Annotated in this window: 25 protein-coding genes; 13 read left to right on the top strand and 12 right to left on the bottom strand. The window is 62.7% G+C overall.

Features of this window, described 5'->3' with window-relative positions; translation table 11 throughout:
* Both JQ624_RS02655 and JQ624_RS02650 read right to left on the bottom strand, forming a co-directional pair.
* Positions 1-441 (bottom strand): cyclic nucleotide-binding domain-containing protein, encoded by a 441-nt coding sequence (locus JQ624_RS02655; RefSeq protein WP_212417260.1) that lies wholly within the window; start codon positions 439-441, stop codon positions 1-3.
* A gap of 51 nt (positions 442-492) precedes the next feature.
* Positions 493-1,179, bottom strand: a complete 687-nt coding sequence (locus JQ624_RS02650) for a response regulator transcription factor (RefSeq protein ID WP_212417259.1) — start codon at positions 1,177-1,179, stop codon at positions 493-495.
* Positions 1,180-1,448: 269 nt separating this feature from the next.
* Here JQ624_RS02650 and JQ624_RS02645 point away from each other — a divergent pair, with 269 nt between their 5' ends.
* On the top strand, positions 1,449-2,018 hold the full coding sequence (locus tag JQ624_RS02645) for a L,D-transpeptidase (protein ID WP_212417258.1): 570 nt from the start codon (positions 1,449-1,451) through the stop codon (positions 2,016-2,018).
* Between the two features lie 13 nt (positions 2,019-2,031).
* Positions 2,032-2,817 carry a 2-keto-4-pentenoate hydratase gene (locus JQ624_RS02640; protein WP_212417257.1) on the top strand — a complete coding sequence of 262 codons (786 nt, stop codon included), beginning with the start codon at positions 2,032-2,034 and terminating at the stop codon, positions 2,815-2,817.
* Between the two features lie 48 nt (positions 2,818-2,865).
* On the opposite strand, the gene JQ624_RS02635 is transcribed toward JQ624_RS02640, so the two are convergent.
* Positions 2,866-3,543, bottom strand: coding sequence for a YggS family pyridoxal phosphate-dependent enzyme (locus JQ624_RS02635; protein ID WP_212417256.1), 678 nt, complete (start codon positions 3,541-3,543; stop codon positions 2,866-2,868).
* Positions 3,544-3,658: 115 nt separating this feature from the next.
* On the opposite strand from JQ624_RS02635, the gene JQ624_RS02630 reads away from it, so the two are divergent.
* The 4 genes from JQ624_RS02630 to holA all read left to right on the top strand — a co-directional run bounded on the left by JQ624_RS02630 (position 3,659) and on the right by holA (position 9,677).
* Entirely contained in the window at positions 3,659-5,350 is a 1,692-nt protein-coding gene (locus JQ624_RS02630) for a diguanylate cyclase domain-containing protein (RefSeq protein ID WP_212417255.1), read from the top strand.
* Between the two features lie 130 nt (positions 5,351-5,480).
* Positions 5,481-8,105 (top strand): leucine--tRNA ligase, encoded by a 2,625-nt coding sequence (gene leuS / locus JQ624_RS02625; protein WP_212417254.1) that lies wholly within the window; start codon positions 5,481-5,483, stop codon positions 8,103-8,105.
* A complete protein-coding gene (gene lptE / locus JQ624_RS02620) occupies positions 8,092-8,643 on the top strand; it encodes an LPS assembly lipoprotein LptE (protein ID WP_212417253.1) in 552 nt (183 codons plus the stop codon). Before leuS ends, lptE begins: the two co-directional genes overlap by 14 nt.
* A 5-nt stretch (positions 8,644-8,648) precedes the next feature.
* A complete protein-coding gene (holA, locus tag JQ624_RS02615) occupies positions 8,649-9,677 on the top strand; it encodes a DNA polymerase III subunit delta (protein WP_212417252.1) in 1,029 nt (342 codons plus the stop codon).
* Between the two features lie 153 nt (positions 9,678-9,830).
* Here the strand turns inward: holA and JQ624_RS02610 are convergent, their stop codons facing one another.
* The 7 genes from JQ624_RS02610 to hemJ all read right to left on the bottom strand — a co-directional run bounded on the left by JQ624_RS02610 (position 9,831) and on the right by hemJ (position 18,213).
* Positions 9,831-10,718, bottom strand: coding sequence for a ParB/RepB/Spo0J family partition protein (locus JQ624_RS02610; protein ID WP_212417251.1), 888 nt, complete (start codon positions 10,716-10,718; stop codon positions 9,831-9,833).
* 165 nt (positions 10,719-10,883) lie between these two features.
* A complete protein-coding gene (locus JQ624_RS02605; protein WP_212417250.1) occupies positions 10,884-11,735 on the bottom strand; it encodes a ParA family protein in 852 nt (283 codons plus the stop codon).
* The gene (gene rsmG, locus JQ624_RS02600) at positions 11,732-12,430 is read right to left on the bottom strand and encodes a 16S rRNA (guanine(527)-N(7))-methyltransferase RsmG (protein ID WP_212417249.1); all 699 of its coding nucleotides are present in this window, start codon (positions 12,428-12,430) and stop codon (positions 11,732-11,734) included. The genes JQ624_RS02605 and rsmG overlap by 4 nt, the downstream gene beginning before the upstream one ends.
* Before the next feature lie 172 nt (positions 12,431-12,602).
* Complete coding sequence (gene mnmG, locus JQ624_RS02595; RefSeq protein WP_212417248.1) at positions 12,603-14,486, bottom strand: tRNA uridine-5-carboxymethylaminomethyl(34) synthesis enzyme MnmG; 1,884 nt, start codon at positions 14,484-14,486, stop codon at positions 12,603-12,605.
* A gap of 130 nt (positions 14,487-14,616) precedes the next feature.
* A complete protein-coding gene (gene mnmE / locus JQ624_RS02590; RefSeq protein ID WP_212417247.1) occupies positions 14,617-15,954 on the bottom strand; it encodes a tRNA uridine-5-carboxymethylaminomethyl(34) synthesis GTPase MnmE in 1,338 nt (445 codons plus the stop codon).
* 287 nt (positions 15,955-16,241) lie between these two features.
* Complete coding sequence (gene rho / locus JQ624_RS02585) at positions 16,242-17,507, bottom strand: transcription termination factor Rho (RefSeq protein ID WP_108520089.1); 1,266 nt, start codon at positions 17,505-17,507, stop codon at positions 16,242-16,244.
* Between the two features lie 259 nt (positions 17,508-17,766).
* The gene (hemJ, locus tag JQ624_RS02580) at positions 17,767-18,213 is read right to left on the bottom strand and encodes a protoporphyrinogen oxidase HemJ (RefSeq protein WP_212417246.1); all 447 of its coding nucleotides are present in this window, start codon (positions 18,211-18,213) and stop codon (positions 17,767-17,769) included.
* A 454-nt stretch (positions 18,214-18,667) separates the two neighbouring features.
* Here hemJ and JQ624_RS02575 point away from each other — a divergent pair, with 454 nt between their 5' ends.
* Genes JQ624_RS02575 through dnaQ form a run of 4 tightly spaced genes read left to right on the top strand, consistent with a single transcriptional unit; the run spans position 18,668 to position 21,487 of the window.
* The gene (locus tag JQ624_RS02575; RefSeq protein ID WP_212417245.1) at positions 18,668-19,507 is read left to right on the top strand and encodes a pyruvate, water dikinase regulatory protein; all 840 of its coding nucleotides are present in this window, start codon (positions 18,668-18,670) and stop codon (positions 19,505-19,507) included.
* Positions 19,508-19,520: 13 nt separating this feature from the next.
* Complete coding sequence (locus JQ624_RS02570; RefSeq protein WP_212417244.1) at positions 19,521-20,129, top strand: nucleoside triphosphate pyrophosphatase; 609 nt, start codon at positions 19,521-19,523, stop codon at positions 20,127-20,129.
* 27 nt (positions 20,130-20,156) lie between these two features.
* On the top strand, positions 20,157-20,756 hold the full coding sequence (gene coaE, locus JQ624_RS02565) for a dephospho-CoA kinase (protein WP_212417243.1): 600 nt from the start codon (positions 20,157-20,159) through the stop codon (positions 20,754-20,756).
* Between the two features lie 20 nt (positions 20,757-20,776).
* Positions 20,777-21,487 (top strand): DNA polymerase III subunit epsilon, encoded by a 711-nt coding sequence (dnaQ, locus tag JQ624_RS02560; RefSeq protein ID WP_283816895.1) that lies wholly within the window; start codon positions 20,777-20,779, stop codon positions 21,485-21,487.
* A 145-nt stretch (positions 21,488-21,632) separates the two neighbouring features.
* On the opposite strand, the gene secB is transcribed toward dnaQ, so the two are convergent.
* Positions 21,633-22,121 carry a protein-export chaperone SecB gene (secB, locus tag JQ624_RS02555; protein ID WP_212417241.1) on the bottom strand — a complete coding sequence of 163 codons (489 nt, stop codon included), beginning with the start codon at positions 22,119-22,121 and terminating at the stop codon, positions 21,633-21,635.
* A 439-nt stretch (positions 22,122-22,560) separates the two neighbouring features.
* Here secB and JQ624_RS02550 point away from each other — a divergent pair, with 439 nt between their 5' ends.
* Genes JQ624_RS02550 through JQ624_RS02540 form a run of 3 tightly spaced genes read left to right on the top strand, consistent with a single transcriptional unit; the run spans position 22,561 to position 25,419 of the window.
* Positions 22,561-23,265 carry a Tim44/TimA family putative adaptor protein gene (locus tag JQ624_RS02550; protein WP_212417240.1) on the top strand — a complete coding sequence of 235 codons (705 nt, stop codon included), beginning with the start codon at positions 22,561-22,563 and terminating at the stop codon, positions 23,263-23,265.
* Positions 23,243-24,826, top strand: a complete 1,584-nt coding sequence (locus JQ624_RS02545) for a murein transglycosylase A (RefSeq protein WP_249129253.1) — start codon at positions 23,243-23,245, stop codon at positions 24,824-24,826. The genes JQ624_RS02550 and JQ624_RS02545 overlap by 23 nt, the downstream gene beginning before the upstream one ends.
* On the top strand, positions 24,823-25,419 hold the full coding sequence (locus tag JQ624_RS02540; protein WP_212417238.1) for a Smr/MutS family protein: 597 nt from the start codon (positions 24,823-24,825) through the stop codon (positions 25,417-25,419). The genes JQ624_RS02545 and JQ624_RS02540 overlap by 4 nt, the downstream gene beginning before the upstream one ends.
* Here the strand turns inward: JQ624_RS02540 and JQ624_RS02535 are convergent.
* Positions 25,416-26,546: a hypothetical protein gene (locus JQ624_RS02535; protein WP_409334295.1), complete on the bottom strand. Its 1,131-nt coding sequence runs from the start codon at positions 26,544-26,546 to the stop codon at positions 25,416-25,418. The two genes, JQ624_RS02540 and JQ624_RS02535, sit on opposite strands and share 4 nt — an antisense overlap.
* Positions 26,547-26,688 lie beyond the last annotated feature (142 nt).

Here is a 26,688-nt window from a genome sequence, read left to right as displayed (position 1 = left end):
TCAGATACTCAGCTTTGCGCCGGCCATCAAAATATCGCTGGCGAGCTGGCTGGTGCGGGTGGCGAGTTCGTCGCGCAGGCGGCGCGCGGCGCCGGGATCGCTTTCGAGCACGCGTTGAAACAGGCTGCGCGCCACCCGGATGACCGAGGAATGATCAAGCGCGACCGCGCTGGACGGCCGCTTCATCGCAACGATCAGCGCCAGTTCGCCGATCAGGGCACCGGGGCCCGCAACGACTTCGGCGCCGCCATCCTCGACGCGGATCGCGCCGCGCTGGACGATATAGCCGGCATCCGCATCGTCACCGGCGTTGAACAGATAATCGCCGGGCGAGAAATCGCGCTGCTCCGAGCCGATCGCCAGCATGCGCAGAGCGGTCGTTCCCAACAGGCGCAATGTCGGGACCCGCTCAAGCAGGGCTACATCATCTTCGATCGACATGGACCTGTGACCGGGATGCGCAAAAATTACGAATCGTGGCTGCGAATCGTATCACGGCACCAGCTTGTAGCCACCGGCTTCCGTCACCAGGATTTCCGGATTGGCCGCATCCTTCTCGATCTTCTGCCTGAGACGGTAGATATGGGTTTCCAGCGTGTGCGTGGTAACGCCCGAATTGTAGCCCCAGACTTCCTGCAACAGCGTCTCCCGCGACACCGGCAACTGGCCGGCCCGATACAGGAAACGCAGGATCGCGGTTTCCTTCTCGGTCAGCCGCACTTTTCTGGCATTGGCGGCGGTCAGCATCTTGGAGCCCGGCCTAAAGCTGTAGGGGCCGACGGAAAACACCGCGTCCTCGCTGGCCTCATGCTGGCGGAGCTGCGCCCTGATCCGGGCGAGCAGGACGGCGAACCGGAACGGTTTTGCGACGTAATCATTGGCGCCTGATTCGAGCCCCAAAATGGTATCCGAATCGGTGTCGTGGCCGGTCAGCATGATGATCGGCGCCTTGAAGCCGCCCTTGCGGAGGCTGCGCACGACTTCCCTTCCGTCGGTATCCGGCAAGCCGACATCCATCAGCACCAGATCGGGCGAGTTGGCCTTGGCGGCGCTGACGCCCTTGGCGCCGGTATCGACTGCGGAAGCTTCAAACTCTTCGTGAAGCGATAATTGTTCGACCAGCGTGTCGCGCAGATCGGTGTCGTCATCCACGATCAGGATCTTGCGGGCGTTAGGCATAGGATACGATCCTCTTGAGGCAGGCGGCGGACACAGGGGGAAGCGTCTCAAGCCGGGTCTTGGTCGATGACAATCTGATTCGCTGGCAAACTTCGCTAGCAAGCCGGGTCGTCAGGCACTGATTCGCATTGAGGTAAGAAATTGTTACAGATTCACAAGCCGAACCGAAGTCTATCCCAAATTTGAGCCGCGTTTGGATGAATGTCCTGTAATGGCGTCAAATAGGGCAGTTATGGCCGGACAGGCAACCCCAGGATTCGGGCATTGGCATGGAAAGCAACGCCATTTCAATCACTTATAAGACAGCTGCGCGTGATCGGCCGTTTGCGGCAATTCGGGTTCACAGGGCTGCCGGCGACCCGCGCCGTGGCTGGCTGACGGCGGACGGCTGGACCGTACCGGTGGCACTTGGTCGCGGCGGCATCCTCGCCAACAAACGGGAGGGCGACGGCGGCACCCCGAGGGGCACGTATCGTCCGCTGCAATTGTGGTGGCGCGCCGACCGCTATCCTCGACCGCGCACCTATCTGCCGGTCCGGCCGATCCGGCCCGAAGACGCCTGGTGCGAGGACCCGCGGGACCGCCACTACAATCAGCCGATCCGCCTGGTCCGCGACCAGCCCGGCGACCGGTTGACCCGCGAGGACCACCTCTACGATTTCATCGTCGAGATCGATCACAACGCCCGCCCACGAATTGCCGGCCGCGGCAGCGCCGTGTTCCTGCATCTGGCGCGCTCCAATTTCTCGCCAACCGCCGGATGCGTTTCAATGACGAAATCCGCCATGCTGCGGCTGTTGCGGCGAATGGGCCCGCAGACGAAAATCACGATCGGCTGATGGGGGATCAAACATGCTCGACAAGAACGCGATAGCAGCCGCATCAAAGACGCTGCACGACCACTGGCGCGCCGGCACCAAATTCTCCGACCTCGACGATCAGCTGCGGCCGCGCGACCGCATCGAGGCCTATGCGATCCAGGCGCAAATCGAAAAATATTCGTCCGATAGTTTGTTCGGCTGGAAGATCGCGGCCACCAGCGAGGCCGGCCAAAAGCACATCAACGTCGACGGCCCGATGGCCGGGCGCATCCTTGCCGAGACCGTAATCCCCGACGGCGGAACGGCTTCGATGGCGGGCAACGAAATGCGCGTCGCCGAACCGGAATTCGCCTTTCGCATGCGCGTCGATCTGCCGGCGCGCACCACGCCCTATACGATGCAGCAGGTGCTCGATGCCGTCGATACGCTGCATCCGGCCATCGAGATTCCGGATTCGCGGTTTGCCGATTTCGTCAGCGCCGGCGCCGCGCAGATCATTGCCGACAACGCCTGCGCGCATCTGTTCGTGTTGGGGCCTGCCGCAACCGCTGACTGGCGTTCGATGAACCTCATCGAGGAACGGCCCGTCATTACGATGCGCGGCCAGCAATTCACCGGTCACGGCAAGAACGTGCTCGGCGATCCCCGGATCGCACTGACCTGGCTCGCCAATGAGCTGCGCCAGCTGGGCGTGACGCTGAAGGCCGGCCGTGTCGTCACGACCGGCACCTGCCACGCACCGCTGCCGATTCAATCGGGTGATTTGTGCACCGCCGATTTCGGTTCGCTCGGAAAAGTGTCGGTCGGGTTCAAGTAGATTCTCCCCCCGTCATTGCGAGCGAGGCGAAGCGAGTGAAGCGCGCGTTCAGCGGTGTCCGAAAATCGCCGACCCCACGCGCACATGCGTGGCGCCGAGCTGGATCGCCACCGCGAAATCGGCGCTCATGCCCATCGACAGGTTTTTCAGCCCGTTGCGCGCGGCGATCTTGGCCGTCAACGCGAAATGCGGCGCCGGCGCCTCGTTGACCGGCGGGATGCACATCAGGCCGGAAATGACCAGGCCGTATTTGTCGCGGCAGCTCGCGATGAAGGCGTCGGCCTCGCCGGGCGCGACACCGGCCTTCTGCGGCTCCTCGCCGGTATTGAGTTGAACGAACAATTCCGGCCGTTTGTTCTGGGAATTGATTTCCTTGGCTAACGCTTCGCAAATGCTGGGACGGTCAACCGAATGGATAGCGTCGAACAGCGCCACGGCCTCCTTTGCCTTGTTGGATTGCAGCGGTCCGATCAGATGCAACGTAATCCCGGGACAGGCCGACACCAGCGCCGGCCACTTCGCCTTGGCTTCCTGCACGCGATTTTCGCCGAACACGCGCTGCCCGGCATCGATGACAGGCGAAATGGCCGCGGCGTCGAACGTCTTCGACACCGCGATCAGCGTCACCGACGCGCGCTCGCGGCGCGCTTCCTTGCACGCGCGCGCGATGTCCTGCTCCACCTGAGCCAGACCGCTTGGTAAAGACTTGGTTAGCGGCGTCGCCATCTCTCTCGCATCATGCTGGATTCCGGCCGGAAATTTTACGGCATTTCCTCTAATTTTACCAAGTTCGGGAAAGGCTTTTTGAAACCTTCGCTCTACCTTCCGGCAGGGGGGCAGGATGGCTGGCGTTACTTTCAACCGCAATCGGGTCAAACTCAAGAAGCTTCTGGGAATCCGGGCGCGGCTTGCGATGCTGGCCGTGATGCTGGTGGCGCCCTTGATGCTGGAGCGCGTCCGCTCGCTCGAAGACACGCGCGCCAAGCAGATCGCGATAGCTTCGGAAGAGTACGCCAATATCACCCACCACAGCGCCGAGACCCAGCGCGAGGTGATCTCCTCCGTCGAGACGATGCTGAAATCCGCCGCCTATATCCGCGCCTCCAGCGGCATCGGGCGCAGTTGCGAGATCCTGCGCGCCAGCCTGCCCGCCAACCTGCCCTGGATCCGCAGCATCATGCTCGTGAGCAAGGAAGGCGTGGTGCAGTGTTCCACGCTGAACGTTCAGGTCGGCCTCAACATCGGCGATCGCGACTACTTCAGGAAGGCGCAGGAAACCCTCGATTTCGTTTTCAGCGACTATCTGTTCGGCAAGACCAACAACCGGCCGATGATGATGGCGGCCTACCCGGTCTCCGCGATCAATCCGGAGGAAGATTCGGTAGCGGTCGCCGGCATCAATCTCGACTGGCTGTCGAAGATCATGGCCAATCTCGGCGGACGGCCGGGCATTTCAGCTCTGTTGATCGACAGCACCGGCGTCGTGCTGGCGGCACCGCCCGACCAGGCCAGCATGATCGGCCGGCCGCTCGACAACGTGCCGCTGCTGTCGGCCATCACCTACAAGGCGCTCAGCTCCAACTCCGATACGGGCTCGCTTTCCTTTACCGCTAACGACGGCTCCAAGCGCGCCATCAGTTTCGCGCGCATTCCCGGAACGCAATCGCGCCTGGTCGTCAGCGTCGAGGAGGCCAAGGTGACGGCCGCAATCAATCGCGAGATCCGCACCGCCTATCTGCAATTGGGATTCGTCTGCCTGTTCGTGCTGCTCGGCGCGCTGATCGGGGCGGAGAAGCTCATCATCAATCCGATCGAGCTCATGACCGGCATGGCCAAGCGGTTCGGCGAAGGCGACTGGTCGGCCCGCGTCGCGCGCAGCCGGCTGCCGTTGGAATTCATGCCGCTGGCCCGCGCCTTCAACGCGATGGCCGCGCAACTCAGCCAGCGCGAGCGCGAACTGGTCGCCACCAATGACCGGCTCACCGTGATGGCCTCGATCGACATGCTGTCGGGCCTCGCCAACCGCCGCGGCTTCCAGAGCCGGCTCGATTTCGAATGGATGAAGGCGCAGCAGTATCATTGCGAGCTGTCGCTATTGATGATCGATGTCGACCACTTCAAGCTTTACAACGACACCTATGGCCACCCGGAGGGCGACGCCTGCCTCACCCGGATCGGCGAAGCGCTGGCCGGCATTGCCGGCGACACGCTGGGCTTTGCCGGGCGCTATGGCGGCGAGGAATTCTGCCTCCTGCTGCCGAACACGAGCCCGCAGAGAGCGCTCGAGATCGGTGAAACCGTGCGCGCGACCGTGCAAGACCTCGGCCTGCCGCACATCACCTCCAGCCACCGCACCGTCACCGTCAGTGTCGGCGTGGCCGCAACGCTTCCGAGCGACGCCCAAACCCCCGGCGAGCTGATCGAGGCCGCGGATGCCGCCCTCTACGCCGCCAAACACCGCGGCCGCAACACCGTCGTCGAGCACGGCTTTGCCAAGCTGGTCGACGAGGCCGGCATGGCGATGGCGGGGTGAGCGGACGCTCCGCGCCTCCGGTCAAATGGCCGTTCTTACCTCCCCAACCCGTTGACCCCGCAGCCGCTTTTGTGGCCTAGTCCGCCGTCCTCTGGACGGGACCCGAATCCACAAAAAGCCCTGCGATTTCATGACCTCCGAACGTTACAACGCCCGTGATTCCGAGCCGCGCTGGCAACGCCAGTGGGACGAAAAGGCGATATTCGCCTCGAAAAACGACGACCCGCGGCCGAAATATTACGTGCTCGAGATGTTCCCCTACCCGTCCGGGCGCATCCATATCGGGCACGTCCGCAATTACACCCTGGGCGACGTGCTGGCGCGGTTCATGCGCGCCAAGGGGTTCAACGTGCTGCACCCGATGGGCTGGGACGCGTTCGGGCTGCCGGCCGAGAATGCCGCGATTGAGCGCAAGGTCGCGCCGAAGGCCTGGACCTACGACAACATCGCCGCGATGAAGAAGCAGCTGCGGTCGATCGGGCTGTCGCTGGACTGGTCACGCGAGTTCGCGACCTGCGACCCCAGCTACTACAAGCATCAGCAGAAGATGTTTTTGGACATGCTGCGCGCGGGGCTGGCCGAACGCGAGAAGCGTAAACTGAACTGGGACCCCGTCGACATGACCGTGCTCGCCAACGAGCAGGTGATCGACGGCCGTGGCTGGCGCTCCGGCGCTGTCGTCGAGCAGCGCGAGATGAGCCAGTGGGTCTTCAAGATCACAAAATACTCGCAGGAACTGCTGGAAGCACTGGACGGGTTGGATCGCTGGCCGGACAAGGTGCGGCTGATGCAGCGCAACTGGATCGGCCGTTCGGAAGGCTTGCTGATCCGCTTCGCGCTGGACCCGGCCACCACGCCGGCCGGCGAGAGCGAGCTGAAGATTTTCACGACGCGGCCCGACACGCTGTTCGGCGCCAAATTCATGGCGATCGCGGCCGACCATCCGCTGGCGATAGCTGCGGCCGCGAAGAACCCGAAGCTCGCCGAATTCATTGCGGACGTGAAGAAGATCGGCACCGCGCAGGAAATCATCGACACCGCCGAGAAGCAGGGTTTTGACACCGGCATCAAGGCCGTCCACCCCTTCGACCCGAACTGGAAGCTGCCGGTCTATGTCGCAAACTTCGTGCTGATGGAATACGGCACCGGCGCCATCTTCGGCTGCCCGGCGCACGACCAGCGCGACCTCGATTTCGTCAACAAATACCATCTCGGCAACGTCCCGGTGGTCTGCCCCGAGGGCCAGGACCCGACGACGTTCGTCATTACCGACACCGCCTATGACGGCGACGGCCGCATGATCAACTCCCGCTTCCTCGATGGCATGACCATCGAGCAGGCCAAGGAAGAGATCGCGAAACGGCTGGAAAAGGAAATGCGCGGCAATGCGCCCGTCGGCGAGCGGCAGGTGAACTTCCGCCTGCGCGACTGGGGCATTTCACGGCAGCGCTACTGGGGCTGTCCGATCCCGGTGATCCACTGCCCGAAATGCGACGTGGTGCCGGTGCCCGACGCCGATCTGCCGGTGACGCTGCCGGAGGACGCGACCTTCGACAGACCCGGCAACGCGCTCGACCATCACCCGACCTGGAAGCACGTCACCTGCCCGAAATGCGGCGGCAAGGCGCAACGTGAAACCGACACCATGGACACCTTCGTGGATTCGTCCTGGTACTTTGCGCGCTTTACCGATCCCTGGAACGAGAAGGCGCCGACCACGCCCGAGGTGGCCAACCGGATGATGCCGGTCGACCAGTACATCGGCGGCGTCGAGCACGCGATCCTGCATCTGCTCTACAGCCGCTTCTTCACCCGCGCGATGAAGGCCACCGGCCATATCGGCATGGACGAACCGTTCGCCGGCATGTTCACGCAGGGCATGGTGGTGCACGAGACCTATCAGAAGGCGGATGGATCCTACGTCACGCCGGCCGAAGTGAAGATCGAAGCCGGCGGCAACGGCAAGCGTGCCGTCCTCCTTGAAACCGGCGAAGACATCACCGTCGGCCCGATCGAGAAGATGTCGAAGTCGAAGAAGAACACTGTCGATCCCGACGACATCATCGCGACCTATGGCGCCGACGTCGCGCGCTGGTTCATGCTGTCGGATTCGCCACCCGACCGCGACGTGATCTGGAGCGACGAGCGGGTGCAGGGCGCCTCGCGCTTCGTTCAGCGGCTGTGGCGGCTAGTGAACGAATCAGCCGAGATCGCCAAGTTGGCTCCGGCCGGCCGGCCGGCCGCGTTCGGCGCGGACGCGCTCGACCTGCGCAAGGCCGCCCATGGCGCGCTGGACAAGGTGTCGTCCGGGATCGAACGGCTGCATTTCAACGTCTGCCTCGCGCATATTCGCGAATTCGCCAACGCGCTGGCCGAGGTATTGGGGAAGGACGGCGAGCCGGCCGCGGACACCGCCTGGGCGGTTCGGGAAGCCGCAATCATCCTGGTTCAGCTTTTCGCGCCGATGATGCCGCATCTGGCCGAGGAGTGCTGGCAGGTCCTGGGGCAGTCCGGGCTGATCTCGGAGGCTAACTGGCCCCAAATCGAACGCGATTTGCTGGTTGAAGACACCGTGACGCTGGTGGTCCAGGTCAACGGCAAGAAGCGGGGTGATGTTACCGTGCCACGGGTCGCCCAAAATCCGGAAATTGAGGCTGCCGTTTTGGCGCTCGATGCGGTAAAACTCGCTCTCGGCGGCAAGGCCGTCCGCAAGGTAATCGTAGTTCCCATGAGGATCGTGAATGTCGTTGGCTAGGACCCGGATCGCCGTTCGGCTCATCGCCGTCGCCGCTCTGGCGGCGCTCACGGCCGGCTGTTTCCAGCCGATGTATGCCGAACGTAATGACGGCAAACCCGGCCTGCGGGAAAAGCTGATGGGCGTGGAAATCCCGCCGGTTGAAAAGGCCAACGCGTCGCGGGAAGCTCGGATCCAGGTGGAGATCCGCAACGCGCTGGCGTTCAAGCTCTACGGCAACGCCACCGGCATGCCGCCGACCCATCGGCTGGTGCTGCGCTTTACCACCTCGCGTTCCTCGCTGATGCTCGATCCCGCCACCGCGCTGCCGTCGAGTGAAAACTACGGCATCGACGCGCAGTACAATCTGATCGACCTTACCACCAACAAGTCGGTCATGACGGGCACGACCTTCTCCCGCGTGTCCTATGACATTCCCGGCCAGTTGCAGCGCTTCGCCCGCGCCCGCGCCTTCCGCGACGCCGAGGATCGCGCCGCCAACGAGATCGCGGAAAACATCCAGACCCGGCTGGCGTCGTTCTTCTACGCCGGCACCTGATCCCGTTGGTCGCGCTCCGCGGAAAAGACATCGACGCTTTTCTCGCCCGGCCCGATGCCGGCCGCCCCATCATCCTGCTTTACGGTCCGGATGCCGGCCTGGTCCGCGAGCGCGCCGACGCGCTGATCGCCTCCGCCGTCGACGACCCCAACGATCCCTTTTCGCTGGTGCGGCTGGACGGCGACGAACTGTCGGCCGAACCGTCGCGGCTGGTCGACGAGGCCATGACGATCCCGATGTTCGGCGGACGCCGCGCCATTCGCGTGCGCGCCGGCTCCCGCAATTTTGCCAGCGGCGTCGATACGCTGGCCGATTCGGCCGTGAAGGACTGCCGCATCGTGATCGAGGCCGGCGAGCTGCGGCCGGAGTCGCCGCTGCGCAAGGCCTGCGAGCGCGCCAAGACCGCGGTCGCCATCGCCTGCTATCCCGACACCGAGCGCGACCTTGCCAGGCTGATCGACGAGGAACTACGGACTTCCAATTTACGGATCGCCGCTGACGCGCGCGCCGTGCTGATGTCATTGCTCGGCGGCGACCGCCAGGCCTCGCGCAACGAGCTTCGCAAGCTGGCGCTCTATTCCCACGGCAAGGGCGAGATCGCGCTCGACGATGTCATGACCGTCGTCTCCGATGCCTCCGAGCTGAAGCTGGACCCGATCGTGGATGGCGCCTTTGCCGGCAAGCCGGACCTGGTCGAAAGCGAGTTTGCCAAGGCGATGGTCGCCGGCACCTATCCCGGCGTGATCATCTCCGCCGCGCAGCGCCAGGCGGCATGGCTGCACAAATCGGCGCTCGCGGTGGCCGAAGGCACGCCCGTCTCGACCCTGCTCGAAAGCGGATATCCGCGCCTGCATTTCTCGCGCAAGGGCGCCGTCGAAATCGCGCTGCGCAATTTCAGCGTGGCGCGGCTGGCTGGGATCATCGATCAGCTCGGAACCGCCGCGCTGGATATGCGCAAGCAGGCCTCGCTGGCGTCCGCGATCGCGCAGCGCACGCTGCTCTCGATCGCGGTCAATGCGAAGCGGCGGGGGTAAGCGAACAGTACTTCAGCAGCCGTCATTGCGAGCGAAGCGAAGCAATCCATAGCTCCGCGAGCGGAGGAATGGATTGCTTCGTCGCTTCGCTCCCTTGCGCAAACGCTTCGCGTTTGTCGCAGGCAATGACGAGGAGAGAGAGGCTTTATTAATTCAGCTCCCCTTCGCCAGCCGTCGCATCACCTCATCGAGCTGTTCGAGGTTGCGGTAGCTGATCTGGACGGTGCCGCCGGGGTCGCGGTGGTTGACGGTCACGGCAAGACCTAGTGCGTCGCTGACGCGCTTCTCCAGCGCGATCGTGTCGGGATCCTTGACCTTCCCGCCGCCACTGCTCCGCGCCTTCTGCGGCTTGCGTTCTGGCACGCCTTCTTCATGCGCGAGCGCCTCGGTCTGGCGCACGTTGAGGCCCTCCTCGACGATGCGCTTTGCCGCGGCCAGCGGATCCGGCACGCCGATCAGGGCGCGGGCGTGGCCCGCCGTCAATTGGCCGTTGGCGATAAAAGCCTGCACCTCCGCCGGCAGTTTCGTCAGCCGCATCATGTTGGCGACGTGGCTGCGGCTCTTGCCGACTTCCTTGGCGATGTCTTCCTGGCTGCGTTTGAACTCGTCGGCCAGCGCGTGATAGCCCTGCGCCTCTTCCATCGCGTTGAGATCTTCGCGCTGCACGTTCTCGATGATCATGATCTCGAGCGCGTCCGAGTCGCTGACGTCAACGGGAACGATCGGGACTTCGTGCAGGCCGGCGAGTTGCGCGGCGCGCCAGCGGCGTTCGCCGGCGATGATCTCGTAACGGTCCTGCGCGCCCTTCACCGGCCGCACCACGATCGGCTGGATCACACCATGCTGCTTGACGGAGGCCGCGAGCTCACCGAGCTCGGTATCGGAAAAGGTCCGGCGCGGGTTGCGCGGATTGGGCTTCAGGAACTCGATCGGCACCTTGCGCTGATTGCGCGGCCGGTCGACATGCGCGGCCTCGCCGCCGACGTCCCCGATCAGACTTGCAAGGCCGCGGCCCAGTCGCGAACGCGTTTCGTCGGCCATCGCCGCCAACTCCCTAGGATTCACTTACGCCACTCCGGAACTAGAAATTCGACTCTGTTGGTCCGATCGTAGAGTGGGCAAAGGCGCGCTTGCGCCGTGCCCACCTCGGTCCAACCGCGAAACAAAGCTGGTGGGCACGCTTCGCTTTGCCCACCCTACGCCCGACTAATGCGTCCTCAGCTCGCGCTCGCGCTGGATCACTTCCGTCGCCAGCTTCAGGTAGGCTTCGCTGCCGACACATTTGAGATCGTAGACCAGCACCGGCTTGCCGTAGGACGGCGCCTCGGAGATGCGCACGTTGCGCGGGATCATGGTGTCGTAGACCTTGCCGCCCATGAACTGCCGCACGTCGGCGACGACCTGGTTGGACAGGTTATTGCGGGAGTCGAACATGGTCAGCACAATGCCGTGGATCGACAGGTTCGGATTGAGCGTCGAGCGTACCTGCTCCACCGTCTGCAGCAATTGCGACAGACCTTCGAGCGCGAAGAACTCGCATTGCAGCGGCACCAGGATCGCGTCGGACGCCGCCATCGCGTTGACGGTGAGAAGGTTGAGCGACGGCGGGCAATCGATCAGCACATAGGTGTAGTCGGTGTCCGGCGCCGCGTTCTTGTTCAGCGCAGCGATCGCGTCGCGCAGGCGGAAGGCGCGGCCGGGTGTCGTTCCGAGTTCAAGCTCGAGGCCCGACAGATCCATGGTCGAGGAGGCGATGTGCAGCCGCGGCACCGCGGTGGCAACCACCGCCTCGCGCAACGGCGCTTCGCCGATCAGCACATCGTAGGTCGAGCAGTTGCGGCTGCGGCGATCGATGCCGAGACCGGTCGAGGCATTGCCCTGCGGATCGAGATCGACGATCAGCACGCGCTCCCCAATCGCGGCGAGTGCCGTGCCCAGATTGATCGCCGTAGTAGTCTTGCCGACGCCGCCCTTCTGGTTGGCCAGCGACAGGATGCGTGGATGAGGCGGTGGAGTGGGATCCCTATCCTCTTGATATAGTTCATCTAATTCGTTCATGCCCGATCGCCATATGTGATCGCGGAGGGGTTGCGCCGCTCGATCCGATCGAGTTCGACGATCCAGCCGTGCCCGCCCGTGCGGCTGGAATGGAGTCGCGGTTTAATATTCCAATATTTAGTGGCTTCGGTCAATTCAGCCTCTACATCTTGGCCTTTGAGAAACAACGCTTTTGCGCCACTGCTCACAAACGGCTCCGCGAAACCGACAAGCTGATGTAACGGAGCCAGCGCCCGCGCAGTGACGCAATCGACGCGACCGCCAATTCTATCCACAATATCCCCGATTCCCGCCAAATGCACGGTCGCTGCTGCGGAAGTTACGCGCACCGCTTCGCGCAGAAAGGCCGCCTTCTTGGCGTTACGTTCGACCAAATGGACATTGGCGCCTGGCGTCTCAGCCAATGCGCAGGCGAGAACCACACCCGGAAAGCCGCCACCACTGCCGAGATCGACCCAGATCTTCGCCGTCGGGGCCAGGTCCAGGAGCTGCAGCGAATCGGAGATGTGTCGAGTCCAGAGATGCGGGAGGGTCGAGGGCGCGACGAGATTGGTCTTGGCCTGCCACTCCACCAGGAGGCTGACGTAGCGATCAAGCCGCGCCTCCGTTTCACGTGAAACGGGGGTGAGGGCGAGCGCCGCCGCTCTGTCATCGGCGGAGGGGGAATGACCTATCTGCGTCGTTGCTTTTGCCATGCTTGGATGCTGCCTGCGTTCGGCCGTCATTGCGAGCGAAGCGAAGCAATCCAACTGGCCGCAAATGCGCAGAGTGGATTGCTTCGTCGCTTGCGCTCCCTTGCGCAAACGCTTCGCGTTTGTCGCAGGCAATGACGATGGGGTCCCGCCCCGTTTCACGTGAAACAGATTCTTAACCCGTCGCCTTCGCCGTCTTCCGCCGAGCTTCGCGACGCAGATAGGCCGCGAGAATTCCCAGCGCCGCCGGCGTCAGACCATCGAGCCGACCCGCCTGCCCCACTGTCCGCGGCCGCGCCGCCTCAAGCTTGGCGCGCGCCTCGTTGGAAAGCCCGGGCACATCGGCGTAGTCGATATCGGTCAGGACCAGCCCCTCGTCCCGCCGGAAGGCATCGACGTCGGCGGTCTGGCGCTTGAGATAGACATCGTACTTAGCGTCGATCTCGAGATGCACGGCGATGGATGGATCGACGGCCGACAGCTCCGGCCAGATGCCGCGCAACACATCCCACTCGATCTCGGGATAGGCCAGCAACTCAAACGCCGTACGCCGATGGCCATCCCGGTTGAGAGCCAGGCCATGTCTGGCGGCTTCGTTGGGAGTCATCGTCAGGGACTTCGCCAGTGCCTTGGCCGCAGCTAGCGCGGCCATCTTGTCGCGATGGCGCTCCGAACGAGCCTGCCCAACGCAGCCCAGAGCGATCCCCTTGTCAGTCAGGCGCTGGTCGGCATTGTCCGCCCGCAGCGTCAAACGGTATTCGGCCCGCGAGGTGAACATCCGATACGGCTCGGTGATCCCTCGGGTCACGAGGTCGTCGATCATCACTCCGAGATAGCCATCCGCACGGTCGAACACGATCGGATCAGCGGCGCCCGCTGCCAAGGCCGCGTTGAGGCCAGCGACAATTCCCTGCGCCGCAGCCTCTTCGTAGCCCGTCGTCCCGTTGATCTGTCCGGCCAGGAAAAGACCCGGCAGACGTCTGGTCTGCAATGTCGGCTCGAGTTCACGGGGATCGACATGGTCGTATTCGATGGCATAGCCCGGCCGCACCATCTTCACTCGCTCGAGCCCGGGAATGGTCGCGAGGATCGCGAGCTGAACCTCTTCCGGCAGCGAGGTCGAAATGCCGTTGGGATAGACTGTGGAGTCGTCGAGGCCCTCGGGCTCCAGGAAGATCTGGTGGCCGTCGCGATCGCCAAAGCGGACGATCTTGTCCTCGATCGAAGGACAATAGCGCGGGCCACTGCTCTTGATCTGGCCGGAATACATCGGCGAGCGGTGCACGTTGGCCCGGATTACTTCGTGGGTTGCCGGGATCGTACGAGTGATGCCGCACTGGATCTGCGGGGTGATGATCCGGTCGGTCATGACCGAGAACGGCTCCGGCGGGTCGTCGCCGGGCTGCATTTCAACGGCGGACCAGTCGATGGTCGTGCCATCAAGCCGCGGCGGCGTGCCGGTCTTCAATCGTCCGAGTGTAAAGCCAACCCTCTCGAAGGAGGCCGAAAGCCCCATCGCCGGCGCCTCCCCGACCCGTCCGGCCGGCCAATTCTTTTCGCCGAGATGGATCAGGCCTCGCAGGAAGGTCCCTGTGGTGATGACCACGGCACCGGCCTTCAACTCACGGCCGTCGCCCAAACGGATTCCGGTGACCCGGCCATTCGAGACGATCAACTCATCCGCCTCGCCCTCGATCACACAGAGATTGGCGGTCTCCCGGATCGCGCTCTGCATGGCGGTGGCGTAAAGCTTGCGGTCCGCCTGGGCCCGCGGTCCGCGGACGGCCGGACCCTTGCGGCGGTTCAGCATCCGAAACTGGATCCCACCGGCATCGGCCACCCGGCCCATCAGGCCATCCAGGGCGTCGACTTCGCGGACCAGATGTCCCTTGCCGAGCCCCCCGATGGCAGGATTGCAGGACATCGCCCCGATGGTCGCAAAACGATGGGTCACCAAGGCAGTCTTCGCACCCATCCGCGCAGCCGCGCTCGCGGCTTCGCAGCCGGCGTGGCCGCCACCGATAACGATGACGTCGAAGGGGTCCGCTTGGGAAAGCATGCGGGGAGTTCTATCCCGGAGTTGCCGGTCCCGAAAGCAGAAGTTTGTGGAAAGTGTTTCACGTGAAACACGGGTTACGACTGGGTTCCATGTTTCACGTGAAACATGGTTAGCAAAAGGTAAGGAAACTTCACTTACCTACACAGAACTCCCGGAAGATGACGTCGAGAATGTCTTCGACATCCACCCGCCCGAGCAACCTTCCCAGTGAATGTGCCGCCGCCCGGAGTTCTTCTGCCGCCAGCTCCTCTCCCTGCCCGATCACCGCGATACAGCGCTGTAGCGAAGCCGCGGTCTCCTGCAAGAGTTTCCGTTGACGGGCCCGGCTGATCAGTCCGCCCTCGGTGCCGCCAAAGTAGCGTTGGGCGAAACCGACCAATGCAGCGATCAGCTCCGGTACTCCATCGCCGCGGCTCGCCGATATCTGGAAGCTTCCTTGCTTCAGCGTTTCGACCTCGGCCAATGGCCGACCCGCCGCTTCGAGATCGATCTTGTTTCGCACCGTCCAGATTGGCGCAGCGCCATCGTGCTCGATCCCTACTTGCGGCGCGTCGGAAAGCCACAACACGAGATCCGCATCCGCCGCCCGGGCGCGGGCGCGCCGTACACCCTCCTGCTCCACCGGATCATCGGTCTCCCGAATGCCTGCGGTATCGATCACGGTCACCGGATAGCCGTCGAGATCAAGCTGCACCTCGATGACATCGCGCGTAGTGCCGGCATGCGGCGATACGATCGCGACCTCACGGCGCGCGAGCTGATTCATCAGCGTCGACTTGCCGACATTCGGCGGCCCGGCAATCGCGACGACGAGACCGTCGCGAAGCCGTTCGCTCCGCCCCTGCCCCGCCAGGACTTCCTCGATCTCGGCAAGCAGCACTTTGACCTTTGCCAAGGCCGGCGCGATCAACTCCGCCGGCACATCGCCCTCGTCCGAAAAATCAATGCCGGCCTCGATCAACGCAGACGCTTCGATGATCCGCGCGCGCCAATCGCGCGCTCTGTCGCCAAGCAGTCCCTTCAATTGGCGCAGCGCCTGGCGTCGCTGCCGATCGGTGTCGGCATGGATGAGATCGTCGAGACCTTCGGCCTCCGTCAGATCGAGCTTGCCGTTCTCGAAAGCGCGCCGGGTAAATTCCCCGGGCTCGGCCGGGCGAACCTCTTCGAATGCGGACAGCGCGGTGAACAAAGCCGCCAGCACCGCACGCCCGCCATGAACGTGAAATTCCGCGACATCTTCCCCGGTCGCGCTGGCTGGACCCGGAAACCACAGCACCACCGCATCGTCTATCGGCCGCTGGCCGACATCCCTGAGCAGCGCGCGGGTAGCCATTCGCGGCGACGGCAATTTGCCGGCAAGCGCCGTCACGATCTTTCCAGCGTGCGGACCCGAGACGCGCACCAAGGCAATCGCGCTCGGCAGCCGGCCCGACGACAATGCGAAGATGGTCTGATCCCGTGGATGCATGGCCTATTTGTGCGGGAGGTTTTGAAAAGGCAACGCGATTCGATTCGGGGCCTGAACGCGCAGGCGGCATCGCGTGACAGGTGCGGCAAGAATGCTGCAAAATCCGGAGAGGTACCCTCCCCCTGACACCCGGATCCAAATAAATTATATAAAAATCAAGATGTTATATAGTTAACCAATTGCTAAGGCGGATTTTCCAATGCTGCATTCGCATCGCAGCGACGACCGCAGCATGAAAAAGGCGCCCCGCTTCCACGAGGCGCCCTCTTCAATCCTGGCCTGACGGCTCAGGTGTTCATGGAATCGAAGAATTCCGAGTTGTTCTTGGTGTTGCGGAGCTTGTCGAGCAGGAAGTCGATCGCATCCATGGTGCCCATCGGATTGAGGATCCGACGCAGCACGTACATTTTCTTCAGGAGCTGCGGATCGGTAATCAGCTCTTCCTTGCGGGTGCCGGAGCGCGAGATGTCAATCGCCGGGAAGGTCCGCTTGTCGGAGACCTTGCGGTCGAGGATCAGTTCGGAGTTACCGGTGCCCTTGAATTCTTCGAAGATCACTTCGTCCATGCGGCTGCCGGTATCGACCAGCGCGGTCGCAATGATCGTGAGCGAACCGCCCTCCTCGATGTTTCGCGCCGCGCCGAAGAATCGTTTCGGCCGCTGCAGCGCGTTGGCGTCGACACCGCCGGTGAGCACCTTGCCGGATGACGGCACGACGGTGTTGTAGGCGCGGCCCAGACGCGTGATCGAGTCCAGCAGGATCACCACGTCGCGGCCGTGTTCAACGAGCCGCTTGGCTTTCTCGATCACCATCTCGGCGACCTGGACGTGACGCACCGCCGGTTCGTCGAAGGTCGACGACACCACCTCGCCCTTCACCGAGCGCTGCATGTCCGTGACTTCTTCCGGACGCTCGTCGATCAGCAACACGATCAGATAGCATTCCGGATGATTGGCGGTGATGGAGTGCGCGATGTTCTGCATCAGCACCGTCTTGCCGGTGCGCGGCGGCGCTACGATCAGCGCGCGCTGGCCTTTGCCGATCGGGGCGACGATGTCGATAACCCTTGCAGAAAGGTCTTTTCGCGTCGGGTCCTCGAGCTCGAGGCGGAAGCGCTGATCCGGAAACAGCGGCGTCAAATTGTCGAAATTGACCTTGTGCTTGGATTTTTCCGGATCCTCGAAATTGAGGGTATTGACCTTGAGCAGCGCGAAATAGCGTTCGCCTTCTTTCGGGCTGCGGATGTGGCCTTCGATGGTATCGCCGGTGCGAAGGCCGAAGCGGCGGATCTGCGAGGGCGAGACGTAGATGTCGTCAGGGCCGGGCAGGTAGTTGGCATCGGGCGAGCGCAGAAAGCCGAAGCCGTCGGAGAGAACCTCAACGACGCCTTCGCCGATAATATCGATTTCCTGGATCGCGAGCTGCTTGAGAATGGCGAACATCAGCTCCTGCTTGCGCATGGTGCTGGCATTTTCGACCCCGTTCTCTTCCGCGAACGAGACGAGCTCGGCCGGCGTTTTCGATTTGAGGTCCTGGAGTTTCATTTCCCGCATTGGGGTGGTCCTGTGGAGTGTTCTTTAGGGAAGGGGTGCGAGGTGGCTTGAAGAAAAAGCGGACACGAAAAATGGAAGGTCCGCAGGTCTAAGCAAGGAAAGCGCCGGTGAGGCTTCAAACCTGATGCGGCGGCCGGTCCAATGAAGGAGCCGGAACGCAACCACATCCGCCTGCGTGGGGTGGGATTTGGACAATATAGAAAATCGCCCGGCGCTTCGCAAGCAGGTGGAAAACCGGATCATCGTTGAAAGCTCAGGCCTAGAACGGCTTCACGATCACCAGAATGACGATGAAGACCATCAGGACGGTCGGCACCTCATTGATAATACGATAGAATTTCTGGCTTCTGGTATTCCGGTCGGCGGCGAAATCCTTGACCCAGCGGGAAAAAAAACCGTGGACACCCGACAGGATGAGCACCAGCGTCAGTTTGCCGTGAAACCAGCCGGACGTGTACCAATGCCCGCTCCAGGCCAGATAAAGCCCGGCCAGCCAGGTGACGATCATCGCCGGATTGATGATCGCCTTCAGCAAACGCCATTCCATCACCTTGAAGGTTTCGGACTGCTTCGATCCGACCTCGGCGTCGCAATGGTAGACGAACAGCCGCGGCAAATAGAGCATGCCGGCCATCCAGGAGATGACAGCGATCACGTGCAGCGCCTTGATCCACGGATACGCCGTGATCGTGATCCACTCGTACATTGCAGTCGCCCGACCTTGCTCGTCCCTGAAACCTTCCGACGCTCGCAGCGTTGCGAAGAAGCGCTGCCAGCCAGGGGACGCAAGACATATCCGCAAAGCACCGCTTCTCTAAACTAATAATTTTAGAATCTTAGGTTTGAGTCTAAGTGGCGGTGATTATGACTCACGCAAAACGATGCCGCATGTTTGCGAGGCTTGTTCACAGCCGTCCCCATTTTCGGCCGGACATTGCCCCATCCCGATAACGCCACGCGCATCAACTGCTTGCGTCGTTTCGTGGCCAGCTTATGAAGAGACAAATCCACACCTTCCCACTATCATGGCGATGAGCCGGCGGACTTGTCCTCTCGCGGGGCCCTGTGAAGAAAAGTCCGGGTTATCCCTGACGTGACGACCCAGGGCGAAATATCTTGGTTAAGCTCCACAGGGATTCACAGGATACACAGGGGTTCTGGTGCCCACGACCGGCAATTATTTTCATCTTCATCTGGTCTCCGATTCGACCGGCGAGACGCTGATTACGGTGGCGCGCGCGGTGGCCGCGCAATACGCCAATGTGACCGCGGTCGAACATGTCTATCCGCTGGTGCGCAGCCAGAAGCAGCTCGACCGCGTGCTCGACGAGATCGAGGAGGCGCCGGGCATCGTGCTGTTCACGCTGCTGGAGAAGGATCTGGTCGGCCGGCTGGAGGCCAAGTGCAGGGACATCAACATCCCGAGCCTGTCGATCATCGGACCGGTGATGCAATTGTTCGAGGCGTATCTGGGCGCAGCAACGACGGGCAGGGTAGGCGCCCAGCACGTTCTCAATGCGGAATATTTCAAGCGCATCGACGCCTTGAACTACACCATGATCCATGACGACGGCCAGCACGTCGAAGGTCTGGAAGATGCCGACGTGGTTCTGGTCGGCGTGTCCCGCACATCGAAGACGCCAACCTCGATCTATCTCGCCAACCGCGGCGTCCGCACCGCGAACGTACCGCTGGTGCCGGGCATTCCGCTGCCGCACCAGCTGGAGACGTTGAAAAAGCCGTTGGTCGTCAGCCTTCATGCGACGCCGGAGCGATTGATCCAGGTCCGGCAAAACCGGTTGCTGAGCATGGGCGCCGATACCCCCAACGATGATTACATCGATCGTCAGGCGGTGGCCGATGAAGTCGCCTACGCCCGGAAACTGAGTGCCAAATTTAGTTGGGCGCAGCTCGACGTGACGCGCCGCTCGATCGAGGAAACCGCCGCGGCCGTGCTGAAACTGTTCACCGATCGCCAGCGGCAACGATTACTGGAATGATGAAACGCCCGCGATGACCATCTGGCGTGGAAAATATCGACTGATTCTGGCTTCGCAGAGCCGGGCACGGCAGGTCCTGCTCGCCAATGCCGGTATTCCATTCGACGCCGTTCCCGCCCGTATCGACGAACGCGCCGTGCAGGAGGATTCCGGCCTTTCGGCGCCGAGTGAAGTTGCAGGCCTGCTGGCGCGCGAGAAGGCACTGTTTGTGTCGTCAAGAAGCCCCACACGCTATGTCGTCGGCGCCGACCAGACGCTGGCGTTTGGAAACCGGCTGTTCAGTAAACCCGGCGGCCGGGCGCAGGCTGCAGAACAATTGCGCACGCTGGCTGGCAATACGCATGAACTTCACTCGGCTGTTGCCGTTGCGCACGACAGCAAGATAGTGTTTGCCGATGTCAGCATTGCCAGGATGACCATGCGGCGCTTGGGTGAAGGCGAGATCGAAGCCTATCTGGACCAAGCCGGAGAGGCGGTCACGACCAGCGTCGGCGCCTATCAGCTCGAAGGGCTGGGCGTGCATTTGTTCGAACGCATCGAGGGCGACCACTTCACTATTCTCGGCCTGCCGCTGTTGCCGCTGCTGGCGTTCCTGCGCGGCGAGGGGCTGCTCAGTGTCTAGAATGATCACTTTGGAAACGGCGATCTGATGCGCATTCTCGGACTGACCGGCTCGATCGGGATGGGAAAATCCACCACCGCAAAGCTGTTCGCTGAGGCGGGCGTGCCGGTTTACGACGCCGATGCGGCCGTCCACAAAATCTATGAAGGCGAGGCGGCGCCCGCGATCGAAGCGGCATTTCCCGGCACCACCGTCGATGGCAGGGTTGATCGCGCCAAGCTATCCGCCAGAGTGGTCCATGATCCCGCGGCCATCAAGCAGCTCGAGCAGATCGTTCACCCGATGCTCGGCGCGTCCCGCCAAAAATTCCTCGAAGAAGCCGAACGGTCCGGCGCGCCGGTCGTAGTGATGGATATCCCGCTATTGTTCGAGACCGGCGGCGAGAAGCGCGTCGATGCCGTGGTCGTGGTCACGACCTCGCCGGAAGCACAGCGCGAGCGAATCCTGGCGCGCGGTACCATGACATCAGAGGCGCTCGACGCCATTCTGGTGCGGCAATTGCCCGATGCCGAAAAGCGCAAACGCGCGGATTTCGTGGTGGATACATCGCACGGACTGGACCCGGTGCGCACGGCCATCCGCGACATTCTGGCCGAGGTCGTTAAGATGCCGCAGCGGCGAACCTGATTCGCCTTAAGCTCCGGTCCCTGAAATCCATGCGCGAAATCGTTCTCGATACCGAAACCACTGGCCTCGATCCGCTGCGCGGCGACCGGCTGGTCGAGATCGGCTGCATCGAGATCTACAACCGGATGCCGACGGGGCAGACCTTCCACCGCTACATCAATCCCGAGCGCGAAATGCCGGCGGAAGCGTTTGCCGTGCATGGCCTGTCCAGCGAGTTCCTTTCCAGCAAGCCGCTGTTCACGGAAGTGGTCGAGGAGTTCCTCGAATTCATCGGCGATGCGCCGCTCGTCATCCACAACGCCTCGTTCGACATCAGCTTCATCAATGCCGAACTCGACCGCATCAAGCGGCAGGCGATTTCGCGCGATCGCCTGGTCGACACATTGTTGTTGGCGCGCCGCAAGCATCCCGGCGTGTCGAACCGGCTGGACGATCTCTGCTCGCGCTATGCGATCGACAATTCCCGCCGCACCAAGCACGGCGCGCTGCTCGACGCCGAACTGTTGGCCGAAGTCTATATCGACCTGATCGGGGCGCGGCAGTCGCAACTGATCCTGGCGTCAGAAACCCGCGTCACCGTCAGCAACGGATTTGGCGAAACGCCCCGGCGCCAGCGCGAGGTGCCGCTGGCGCCGCGAATCACCGATGCCGACCGCGAGGCCCATCGCGCCTTCATCGCCACTTTGGGCGACAAGCCAATCTGGAACGATTTTCTGCCGGCGGCTAGCTAGCGCAGGCCAGGCTCATGTCGGGCCGTGAAGGCGGACCCTCTCGTTTCCCCGACACCAGCGGCGTGAATGCTGCAAGCCAGGCCCCATTCTACTTTGTATGGGGTTGTTTTCACGATTTGGAGTCTGCGCCCTGTGTTCGCTTGCTTTAGCTTGGCTTTGCGCCGGAAGCGGCCTGTGCCGCGGCCTGCCGCTCCATGTTCTGGCGGTACAGGCCGACGAAATCGACGGGATCGAGCATCAGCGGCGGGAAACCGCCGTCGCGCACCGAGGTCGCGATGATTTCGCGCGCGAACGGGAACAACAACCGCGGGCATTCGATCATGACCAGCGGATGCAGGTTTTCCTTCGGCACATTGACGATGCGGAACACGCCGGCATAGGCCAGTTCGAAGCTGAACATCACCTTGTCGGCGTTTTCAGCCTTGCCCTCGATCGAAAGCGTCACTTCGAACTCGTTTTCCGAGAGATTGTTCGCGGAAACGTTGATCTGGATGTTGATCGCCGGCTGCTGCTGCTGCGGCGCCAGGGAGGAGGGGGCGTTCGGATTTTCGAACGACAGATCCTTGGTGTACTGGGCCAGCACGTTGAGCTGGGGAGGGGCCTGTTCGGGAGGTGCGCCGTTGCCGTTGGTCATGAAACTCTCTCCTGAAGCTGGCGAGCGGAGCCCGTTTTCGTCTGAATTCGCTCGATGGGCGGGATGCCTTTTCCGGGCGAGTGGCTATCATAGCCCCGCCTCGTTCCACAAGGACGACGGACCGGCCGACTGGACCCTCGGCGAAATGTGGCAGATATGCCTAATGGGCCCTGCCGGCCGCCCAATACGTGCCCTAAATAATTGAATATGCGTGATTTCCGGACACGATCGGGTTTCCCCTCGCCCCCAAAACGCGCTACAATTCACCCGCGCCAAAACGCGCCATTGGCCGGGCGTAGTTTCATGCCTACATGCTGCAGTCTCAATCGATGATGTAATCTCTGCCGTTCCCAGGGAAAACTCGTAAGAGAGCTTCTTATCAGGGAACGCTCGACCGCCGGGCCCGTTGCCGGCGTTAGAACCAGAAAGCGAATACGACGTGGATATTTACACCATCATCTTCCTGGCGCTGGCGGTCTTTATCTTCCTGCGCCTGCGTAGCGTCCTTGGACAGCGCACCGGAAGCGAACGGCCGCCCTACGATCGCGCCGCGCCCAACGTCGTGCAGCGTACGCAGGACAACAATAATGTCGTTCCGATGCCGGGTGCGGTGATCGACCAGGCGCCACTGGCGCCGAGCGCCGATGTCGCGCCGGCCGACCGCTGGAAGGGCATTGCCGAGCCGGGTACGCCGCTCGCCACAGGCCTTGATGCCATTGTCGCCCAGGACTCCTCGTTCGATCCGCGGCATTTCATCTCCGGCGCCCGCAGCGCCTACGAGATGATCGTGCTGGCCTTCGCCAATGGCGACCGCCGCGCGCTGAAGGATCTCCTGTCGAGCGAGGTCTATGACAGCTTCGATGCTGTAATCAAGGATCGCGAGAAACACGAGCAGAAAACCGAAACGCGGTTTGTTTCAATCGACAAGGCCGAACTGGTGAGTGCGGACGCCCGCGACCGGTCGGCGCAGCTGACGGTTCGTTTCGTGTCGCAGATGATCTCGGTCACCCGCGACAAGACCGGCGCCATTGTCGATGGCAACCCCGATAAGGTCGCCGATATCACCGATGTCTGGACATTCGCCCGCGACACGAGCTCTCGCGATCCGAACTGGAAGCTGGTTGGCACCGGAAGCGCTGCCTGAGGCGCGACGCCTTGCGAGGCTCGCGTTTGGCGTGATCGCTTTGGCGTGTTCGCTGGCTCCGCTGGATGCCGTTGCGGCACGTCATGCGCGCTCGCAAAAGCCTTCGCATCCGCCGTCCGTCCGTCACCTGCCATATCCACAGCTTGAATTCCCGTTTCAGATTAGCGGCGGCCAGTATGCGCCGGTCGCCTGGTCCGAGATCGCGGGCTGGAGCGAGGACGATCATCTCGCCGCCTACAAGGCGTTTCGCGTGAGCTGCAGGCCGATATCGGCGCAACGAACGCTGCCGGCCGATCCGAAGGCGCTCGGCACCTCGCTGCGCGATCCCTGCCAGATCGCGAGAGGCCTCGAACTGTCCGACGGCCTGAAGGCAAAAGCTTTCTTCGAGGCGCATTTTCTCCCCTTGCGCATTTCGCGGCTTGGCGAAGGCGAGGGTTTTGTCACCGGCTATTACGAACCCATCGTCGACGGCTCGCGGACGGAGAACGAGGTCTACAAGGTGCCGGTCTATCGCCGGCCGTCCAATCTGTTCGTCCGCGGCACCACCCAGAGTTCGGCCGGTCTGCCCAACAAGGGCCAGGTATTCCGCAAGATCGGCCGCCGCAAGCTGGTGCCGTATTACGATCGCGCCGAGATCGAGGATGGCGCGATTGCCGGCCGCGGGCTCGAAATCTGCTGGCTGAAGGAACAGACCGACCTGCTGTTCTCGCAGATCCAGGGTTCGGCGCGGGTCAGCCTCGACGACGGCTCGACCGTTCGTATCAATTACGATGCCCATAATGGCTATCCCTATACGGCGGTCGGCCGCATCCTGATCGAGCGCAACATCGTCCCCAAGGATCAGATGTCGATGCAGAAGATCCGGGAGTGGATGAAAGAGAATCCCAATGAGGCCGACGAGCTGCGGCGGCAGAACAAGTCCTACGTCTTCTTCCGCGAGGTGCAGCTTGCCGACAAGGACGAGGCGGTCGGCGCCCAGGGCGTGCCGTTGACGCCGGGCCGCTCGATCGCGGTCGACAAATCGCTGCATGTCTATGGCACGCCGTTCTTCATCGAGGGCGAGCTGCCGATCGAATCGGCGGTATCGAAGACGCCGTTCCGCCGTCTGATGATTGCGCAGGACACCGGCTCCGCCATCGTCGGTCCCGCGCGCGCCGATCTCTATTTCGGCGCCGGTCTCGAAGCCGGTAAGGTTGCCGGCCGCCTCCGTCACAATGCGCGCTTCGTGATCCTGGTACCGAAGAGCCTCGATCCGCTCGCGCGCGGCCGCAAGATGCCGGTGCCCGACGCCCGGCCGTCGGAGACGATCGCAAAACTGTTCCCGCAAGCCGATCCGTTGAAGGACCAGAAGAACGCCGCGAAGCCGCCGGAGGTGACCTCGGCGACCAACACCAGGCCGTCGGCGGCGGCGGCACCGCCCGCAGCCGGGCCTTCGCAAACCGCGGCTATCCAGGCGCCCGTGGCGAAGCCGGTGCCGCTTCCCGAGCCGCGGCCCAAGGTTGAAGCGGTCTCCGTAAAGCCGCATCAGCGTCACCTGCACCGATATCGACATCGTCGATGAAACGCCGGCGGCCTGATTTGATTCCCGAATTGCCGGAGCCGCCGCGACGCAAGCGCGGCCTGAGCGAAGAGGACCGCGCGCTGTGGGAGAGCGTCGCCAAGCAGGTCAAGCCGTTGCGCAAGCGGCCTCGCGCTTCGAAGCCGTCGGTCGCCTCGACGGAAGCCGATAGCAAAGTCGCGCCGAAACCCGCCGCTTCGCCGAAGCACGTCGCGCCGGCGCGAATCGTTGCTCCCTCAAAACCGGAGCCGCCGCCGCTGGCGCCGATCGGCCGCCGCGAGCGCTCGCATCTCTCGCGCGGGCGCAAGGAGATCGATGCCCGGCTCGACCTGCACGGCATGACGCAGACGCGCGCGCATCGCGCGCTGTTCGGCTTCCTGCAGCGCGCCCATCATGACGGGCTGACCTTCGTGCTCATCATCACGGGCAAGGGCAAGATCGGCGCTGAGTCCGAGCGCGGCGTGTTGCGCCGTCAGGTGCCGCAATGGCTCGGCCTGCCGGAATTCCGCGCTCTGGTGGTCGGTTTCGAGGAAGCGCATACCGGCCATGGCGGCGAGGGCGCCCTGTACGTCCGGGTGCGGCGGGCGCGACTTTAAAATGGCCGCACGATCCCGACGCGCGGGATCAGCGTCACGATCCAGCCGAGCACCGTGGTCTTCCGGTCAGCCGCCGAAATCAGCTCGACTTCCTTTGAAGCCGGCAGCGCCTTCACCGCATGCAGGATCAGGAACAGGCACACCGCCCAATTCGAAATCCAGCGGGAATAATCGAACACGATCGCAAACATGACGAGATAGCCGAGGCTGACCATGATGACCGCGGCGGTGATGATGCGGCGATGGGCGTCAACGGAAAGTGCGGCGACCAGATTGCGAAAATATCGCCACACCGGCGTGTGCAGCCAGATCAGTAGCGCAAACACCGGCACGCCGAGCAGGTTGTGCGGCAGGCGAGCCCAAGTATCCCAAATTTCCTTCGAGAGCGGCTGGTACCAGATGTATCCGAAGCTCAGCAGGTTCGTTTGCGACGGGTCGGCCATCCGGCCGTGCAGATGCGCGACAAATTCCGCCTCCGGCACTGGAACGGTACCGTAGAACTGCGCGGCAACGAAAAGCGCACCCACCGCTCCGAGCGATGCAATGCCGACGGCGACGTTCTGCCGGCTGGTTCCGTGAACAAGATAATGGCGCAACGCCACGATGGCGGCGATCGTCGGCACATACATCAGGAGATGAATATGGTGGATCAGAACGAGCACGATCGAGAACATCGCGGCAAGCATCACATAGGCAAGCGAGCGCGCCGGAATCAGCAGCAGGCAGATCGCCAACAGGCATCCGTAGATGTCGAAATGCCCGAGCGTGTGCATGAAATTTTTCAGGAAAAACGGCGAGGCCGCCATGAACACGAACAGCGGCAAATGCCTTTGATCAAAACCGAACGTTCGGCGGAATAACTGGACGAATAGACCGGCCGTCACCAGCCACACCATGCCGCTGAGCGCAAACACCAGCCACACCGGCACCTTGGCCGTAAACAGCGAGACGATCGCACCGATCAGGGCGCGCTTGGTGAAGCCGAAATGATAGTCGACCAGCAGATGGATGTAGGGGACGTAAGGGGGCAGCGCGATCTTGTGCCAGAAGATCCCGATCAGCACGGCGGCATTGACGGCAAGCATCAAGCGCCAGGGGTTTTCCCATAGCCGCAAATTCAGGTTCATCGTCGTCCCGGCTAAGCGATAGCGCGAGCCGGGACCCATAACCACAGGCCGGCGTTACAGACGGGATAGCGGCCCCAGCCTGAGGGCACAATGAAGATTTGTGGCCATGGGCGTAGCCGGATGGAGCGCAGCGCAATCCGGC

It is taken from the genome of Bradyrhizobium sp. AUGA SZCCT0283, from assembly GCF_018130385.1.
In the GTDB taxonomy this organism is placed as follows: domain Bacteria; phylum Pseudomonadota; class Alphaproteobacteria; order Rhizobiales; family Xanthobacteraceae; genus Bradyrhizobium.
The sequence above is the reverse complement of the archived record's forward strand: the minus strand, read 5'-3'. Positions and strand labels throughout refer to the sequence as shown.

What these genes read in the sequence shown, in the direction of transcription:
- JQ624_RS02655 (WP_212417260.1), bottom strand. Translation starts at nt 441, where the DNA reads ATGTCGATCGAAGATGATGTAGCCCTGCTTGAGCGGGTCCCGACATTG.
- JQ624_RS02650 (WP_212417259.1), bottom strand. Translation starts at nt 1,179, where the DNA reads ATGCCTAACGCCCGCAAGATCCTGATCGTGGATGACGACACCGATCTG.
- JQ624_RS02645 (WP_212417258.1), top strand. Translation starts at nt 1,449, where the DNA reads ATGGAAAGCAACGCCATTTCAATCACTTATAAGACAGCTGCGCGTGAT.
- JQ624_RS02640 (WP_212417257.1), top strand. Translation starts at nt 2,032, where the DNA reads ATGCTCGACAAGAACGCGATAGCAGCCGCATCAAAGACGCTGCACGAC.
- JQ624_RS02635 (WP_212417256.1), bottom strand. Translation starts at nt 3,543, where the DNA reads ATGGCGACGCCGCTAACCAAGTCTTTACCAAGCGGTCTGGCTCAGGTG.
- JQ624_RS02630 (WP_212417255.1), top strand. Translation starts at nt 3,659, where the DNA reads ATGGCTGGCGTTACTTTCAACCGCAATCGGGTCAAACTCAAGAAGCTT.
- leuS (WP_212417254.1), top strand. Translation starts at nt 5,481, where the DNA reads ATGACCTCCGAACGTTACAACGCCCGTGATTCCGAGCCGCGCTGGCAA.
- lptE (WP_212417253.1), top strand. Translation starts at nt 8,092, where the DNA reads ATGTCGTTGGCTAGGACCCGGATCGCCGTTCGGCTCATCGCCGTCGCC.
- JQ624_RS02610 (WP_212417251.1), bottom strand. Translation starts at nt 10,718, where the DNA reads ATGGCCGACGAAACGCGTTCGCGACTGGGCCGCGGCCTTGCAAGTCTG.
- JQ624_RS02605 (WP_212417250.1), bottom strand. Translation starts at nt 11,735, where the DNA reads ATGAACGAATTAGATGAACTATATCAAGAGGATAGGGATCCCACTCCA.
- rsmG (WP_212417249.1), bottom strand. Translation starts at nt 12,430, where the DNA reads ATGGCAAAAGCAACGACGCAGATAGGTCATTCCCCCTCCGCCGATGAC.
- mnmG (WP_212417248.1), bottom strand. Translation starts at nt 14,486, where the DNA reads ATGCTTTCCCAAGCGGACCCCTTCGACGTCATCGTTATCGGTGGCGGC.
- mnmE (WP_212417247.1), bottom strand. Translation starts at nt 15,954, where the DNA reads ATGCATCCACGGGATCAGACCATCTTCGCATTGTCGTCGGGCCGGCTG.
- rho (WP_108520089.1), bottom strand. Translation starts at nt 17,507, where the DNA reads ATGCGGGAAATGAAACTCCAGGACCTCAAATCGAAAACGCCGGCCGAG.
- hemJ (WP_212417246.1), bottom strand. Translation starts at nt 18,213, where the DNA reads ATGTACGAGTGGATCACGATCACGGCGTATCCGTGGATCAAGGCGCTG.
- JQ624_RS02570 (WP_212417244.1), top strand. Translation starts at nt 19,521, where the DNA reads ATGACCATCTGGCGTGGAAAATATCGACTGATTCTGGCTTCGCAGAGC.
- coaE (WP_212417243.1), top strand. Translation starts at nt 20,157, where the DNA reads ATGCGCATTCTCGGACTGACCGGCTCGATCGGGATGGGAAAATCCACC.
- secB (WP_212417241.1), bottom strand. Translation starts at nt 22,121, where the DNA reads ATGACCAACGGCAACGGCGCACCTCCCGAACAGGCCCCTCCCCAGCTC.
- JQ624_RS02540 (WP_212417238.1), top strand. Translation starts at nt 24,823, where the DNA reads ATGAAACGCCGGCGGCCTGATTTGATTCCCGAATTGCCGGAGCCGCCG.
- JQ624_RS02535 (WP_409334295.1), bottom strand. Translation starts at nt 26,546, where the DNA reads ATGAACCTGAATTTGCGGCTATGGGAAAACCCCTGGCGCTTGATGCTT.